Below are 5241 nucleotides of genomic sequence, written 5' to 3' on the forward strand. Positions count from 1 at the left end.
GCGCAGGGGCTGGCTGGTGTGTCGTTGGCGTGGGGGATGTGGGAGCAGGCCGAGGGTATGGGGGGCCGTCTGGGTGAGGCGGATATCGACCGTCTTCGGCGTCAGGGGTTCCCGCCGCTGTCCACGCGGGACGGGCTCGCGCTGCTGGATACCGCTTTGCAGGTCAATGAGCCCGTTGCGGTGCCGGTCGCGCTGCGGACCAGTGCGTTCGCCGGGCAGCGGGACACCCTGCCCAGCGTGTTGCGCGACCTTGCGCCGGCCACCGAGCAGCGGCGCTCCCTCGGCCGTGCCGCGGCCGCCGACGACTCGGGGCTGGCCCACCGCCTGAAGGAGCTTTCGCCCGCCGAGCGGGACCGGATGCTGCTCGACATCGTGCAGACTTCTGTCGCCGCCGTCCTCGGATACACCTCGCCCGGATCGATCGATCCGACGCGCGCGTTCAAGGAACTCGGCTTCGACTCGCTGACCGCGGTGGACCTGCGCAACCGGCTCAGCTCCGCCACCGCCCTGCAACTGCCCGCCACCATCATCTTCGATCACCCGACGGTCCTGTCCCTGCGGGACTACCTGCGGGCGGAGTTGGTGCCGGAGGACGACGGTGGCGCCGGATTCCTCCTCGGGGAACTCGAAAAACTCCAGTCGGTTCTTGCCGAGACGGTGCCCACCGATGAGGCCGTCCGCGCCGAAGTCGGCAGCAAGCTACAGAGGCTGCTGGCTGTATGGGCCGAGAGCGACGGCGGCCCGGAGATCCGGGCGGGCGCCGAGGGGATCGAGGACGCGACCGACGACGAGCTGTTCTCGCTGATGGACAGCAAGCCATGGGCGAACTGAGCCCCCTGGCTCAGGCTTCGGCTCTATCTGAAGGATAAGGAACGCATGGCGAACGAAGACAAGCTCCGGGAATATCTCAAGCGCGCGATCGCCGATGCTCGGGATGCTCACCTTCGCCTGAGTGAAGCCGAAGCGAAAGCCCACGAGCCCATCGCGATCGTGGGCATGGGATGCCGGTACCCGGGCGGGGTGGCCTCGCCGGAGGATCTGTGGCAGCTGGTCAGCTCGGCGGGGGACGGGATCACCCCGTTCCCCACCGATCGCGGCTGGGACCTCGAGACCCTCTTCGACCCCGACACGGACCGCCCGGGCACCTCGCACGTACACGAGGGCGGGTTTCTGCACGACGCGGCCGAGTTCGACGCCGAGCTGTTCGGCATCTCCCCGCGCGAGGCCCTCGCCATGGACCCGCAGCAGCGGCTGCTGCTGGAGACCTCGTGGGAGGCCCTGGAACGGGCGGGGATCAACCCCCACTCGCTGCGCGGCTCGGCTACCGGCGTCTTCGCGGGTCTGATGTACCACGACTACGCGTCGCGCCTGAGCGGCGTGCCCAAGGACGTCGAGGGCTTCCTCGCCAACGGCAACGCGGGCAGCGTCTTCTCCGGCCGCATCTCGTACGTGTTCGGGTTCGAGGGGCCCGCGGTGACACTCGACACCGCGTGCTCATCCTCGCTGGTCTCCCTGCACCTTGCCTGCCACGCGCTACGGACCGGCGAGTGCGGGATCGCGCTCGCCGGTGGCGTCACCGTGATGGCCGCCCCGACGACGTTCGTGGAGTTCTCCCGACAGCGTGGCCTCGCTGCCGACGGCCGGTGCAAGCCGTTCGCGGAGGCCGCGGACGGCACCGCCTGGGCCGAGGGCGCCGGCGTGCTCGTACTGGAGCGGCTCTCCGAGGCACAGCGGCTGGGCCACCAGGTGCTCGCGGTGATCAGCGGCAGCGCCGTCAACCAGGACGGCGCCTCGAACGGGCTGAGCGCGCCGAACGGTCCGTCGCAGCAGCGCGTGATCCGCCAGGCGTTGAAGGCCGCGCGGATCCCGGCGTCCGAAGTGGACGTCGTCGAGGCGCACGGCACCGGAACCCGGCTCGGCGATCCCATCGAGGCCCAGGCGCTGCTCGCGACCTACGGCCAGGGGCGCGACGGCGCCGAGCCGCTGTGGCTGGGCTCGGTGAAGTCGAACTTCGGACACACCCAGGCCGCCGCGGGCGTCGCCGGCGTCATCAAGATGGTGATGGCCCTGCGCGCCGGGGAACTGCCCCGGACCCTGCACGTGGGTGAGCCCTCGTCGCACGTCGACTGGGACGCGGGCTCGGTGCGCCTGCTGACCGAAGAACGCCCCTGGCCCCGCGCCGACCATCCTCGTCGCGCGGGGATTTCTTCGTTCGGTATCAGTGGTACCAACGCCCATGTCATCCTCGAGGAACCTCCTGCCGCGTCAGGCGGTGACAGTGGTGACGGTGACGGTGACGGCCAAGAGAACGGCACCGCCTCCGACGAGGCCACGACGGACCTGTCGGCGATGCCGGTGGTGCCGTGGGTGCTGTCCGGCCGGAACGCCCAATCGGTGCGGGCACAGACCGAACGCCTGGCGGCCTTCCTCGGCGAGCGGGACCACTCCCCGGTCGACGTCGGCTTCTCGTTGGCGACCACGCGGGCGGTCCTGGAGCACCGGACCGTGGTGCTGGGCACGGACGGGGCGGCGCCGCTGACCGGCCTGACAGACCCGGCCGGTGGCGACGCCGTGATATCCGGCGTGGTGACCGACGGCCGAACGGGCTGGATGTTCACCGGTCAGGGGAGCCAGCGGATCGGGATGGGCCGTGAGCTGTACGGCCAGTTCCCGGTGTTCGCGCGGGTCCTGGATGAGGTCTGCGGCCACCTGGACGCCGAGCTGGAAGGCGCCGCCGGGTTCGACGCCCCACTGCGGGACGTACTGTTCGCAGCGGAGGGTTCGGCGGAGGCGGCTCTGCTGGATCGCACCGGGTATGCGCAGCCGGCGTTGTTCGCGGTGCAGGTGGCGTTGGTGGAGTTGCTGCGGTCGTGGGGCATGGGTCCGGATGTGGTGCTGGGCCACTCGATCGGCGAGTTCGTCGCGGCGTATGTGGCGGGTGTGTTCGAGCTGGCGGATGCTGCCCGGTTGGTGGCGGGCCGTGCCCGGTTGATGCAGGCGCTGCCTTCGGGGGGTGCGATGGCGGCGATCGAGGGTGCGGAAGCCGAGGTCGCCGACATCCTCGGCGGGTTTGCCGAGGGCGAGCGGGCCACGGTCGCGGCGGTGAACGGGCCGACCGCGGTGGTGGTGTCCGGTGACGAGGACGCGGTCGAGCGGGTGATGGCGGTTGCGCGGGAGCGGGGCCGCCGGGTGTCCCGGCTGCGCGTCAGCCACGCTTTCCACTCGCCGTTGATGGAGCCGATGCTGGCGGAGTTCGCCGACATCGCCGCGAGCGTCACCTACCGGCAGCCGGTGCTTCCGGCCGTCAGCACGGTCAGCGGGCAACTGGTCGGCGCGGCGGACTGGGCGACCCCGGAGTACTGGGTGCGCCAGATCCACGAGCCGGTCCGGTTCCACCGGGCTCTGGAGACCACCACGACCGAACAGGGCGTAACCCGGCTCCTGGAGATCGGACCCGACCCGGTGCTGACCGCGCTGGCCCAGACCGCCGTCGACAGTGTGGTGGCGTCGACATTGCGGAAGGGGCGCGGAGAACCCGAGACCGTCCTGTCGGCGGTCGCGGAGATGTTCGTACGCGGCTCGCAGGTCGACTGGCCCGCCATGTTCGCCGGGACCGGTGCGCGACGGGTGGACCTGCCGACGTACGCCTTCCAGCGGCAGCGGTACTGGTTGGATGCCGCGCGGCCGGTCACTGACGCGCGGGGGCTGGGTCTGGGCGCTGCGGAGCATCCGTTGTTGGGTGCTTCGGTTGCGGTGGCGGGTTCGGATGCGGTGTTGTTGACGTCGCGGTTGTCGGTGCGGTCGCATCCGTGGCTGGCTGATCATGTGGTGGCCGGTTCGGTCCTGGTGCCGGGCACGGTCTTCGTTGAGCTTGCGGTGCAGGCGGGTGANCGGTTCGGTCCTGGTGCCGGGCACGGTCTTCGTTGAGCTTGCGGTGCAGGCGGGTGACCGGGTCGGGTGTGACCGGGTCGAGGAGTTGACCTTGCAGGCGCCGTTGGTCCTTCCGGAGGACGGTGCTGTTCAGGTGCAGCTGAGCATCGACGGCGCCGAGGACGGCCGTCGTGCGCTGCGGGTCTACTCGCGCCCGGAGGAGGCGGGTGCCGAACAGCCGTGGACTGTGCATGCCACGGGTGTTCTCGTTGCTGGGGTTCCTGCTGGTGGGTGGGATTTGCGGGTGTGGCCGCCGGTGGGTGCGGAGGCGGTTGCGGTGGATGGGTTGTATGAGCGGTTGTCGGGTGCGGGGTTGGCGTACGGTCCGGCGTTCCGTGGTCTGCGGGAGGTGTGGAAGCAGGGCGAGGACCTGTTGGTGGAGGCCGCTCTGCCGGAGGCGGTCGCGGAGGACGGGGCCGGGTTCGGTTTGCATCCGGCGCTGCTGGACACGGTGCTGCACGCCCTGGGACTGGGCGAAGCCGGTGCCGGTGCGGACACGGCTTTGCTGCCCTTCATGTGGTCGGGTGTGTCGCTGTCCGCCGTGGGCGCCTCCGCCGTGCGGGTACGTCTGTCTCCACGAGGCACGAGTGAGGTGGCGCTGCGGGTGGCCGATGCCGCAGGTGACCCGGTCGCCGAGGTGGCGTCGCTGGTGCTGCGCCCGGTCTCGGTCACCGAGCTGAGCGCGTCCGCCTCTGCCACGGCGGAGAGTCTGTTCCGGCTGGAGTGGTTTCCTGCGCCGGTGGCGCGGTCCGAGGACTCTGGGGAGTCTGCAGGTTGGGCGGTGCTTGGTGATGTCGAATCGGATGGGTGGCGGGGTGCCGGTGTTCCGGTGACGTCCTACGACGGTCTTGCGGGTCTGGTCGCCGCTGTTGATGGTGGTGCCACGGTGCCTGAGACGGTCGTGCTTCCGGTGGCGTGTGGCGGTGCCGGTGTCGGTGATGTGGTGGCGGGTGTTCTGGGTGTGGTGCGTGGGTGGTTGGCTGAGGAGCGTTTTGCGAAGGCACGCCTGGTGGTGTTGACGTCGGGTGCGGTGGAGGTGGCCTCGTCCGAGGATGGTGCTCGCGATGTGCTGGATCTCGCGGGTGCTGGGGTGTGGGGTCTGGTGCGTTCGGCGATCAGTGAGCATCCGGGGCGGTTCGTGCTGGCTGATGTCGATGGGGAGGAGGCTTCTTTCCAGGCGCTTACCGGGGCTCTGGGGGAGGGGCAGTTTGCGGTGCGCGGGGGTGCGGTGTGGTTGCCGCGGCTGGTGCGGATGGCTTCGGGTGGGGTGTTGGAGCCTCCGGTGGGTGTGGGGTCGGGTTGGCGGTTGGA

The 5241-nt window shown here is 70.4% G+C and carries 3 protein-coding genes; all 3 read left to right on the plus strand.

The genetic code is table 11. The features are described 5' to 3' along the window. Positions 1 to 831, plus strand: an 831-nt coding sequence (locus tag EEJ42_RS00450) for an acyl carrier protein (RefSeq protein WP_221179295.1), incomplete at its 5' end; no start/stop codon positions are given. Positions 832 to 918: 87 nt separating this feature from the next. Next, the gene (locus EEJ42_RS00455) at positions 919 to 3927 is read left to right on the plus strand and encodes a type I polyketide synthase (protein ID WP_425472831.1); all 3009 of its coding nucleotides are present in this window, start codon (positions 919 to 921) and stop codon (positions 3925 to 3927) included. Next, positions 3824 to 5241, plus strand: a 1418-nt coding sequence (locus EEJ42_RS53705; RefSeq protein ID WP_425472830.1) for a polyketide synthase dehydratase domain-containing protein, incomplete at its 3' end; no start/stop codon positions are given. The genes EEJ42_RS00455 and EEJ42_RS53705, both read left to right, overlap by 104 nt.

It is taken from the genome of Streptomyces botrytidirepellens, from assembly GCF_003721215.1.
In the GTDB taxonomy this organism is placed as follows: domain Bacteria; phylum Actinomycetota; class Actinomycetes; order Streptomycetales; family Streptomycetaceae; genus Streptomyces; species Streptomyces himastatinicus.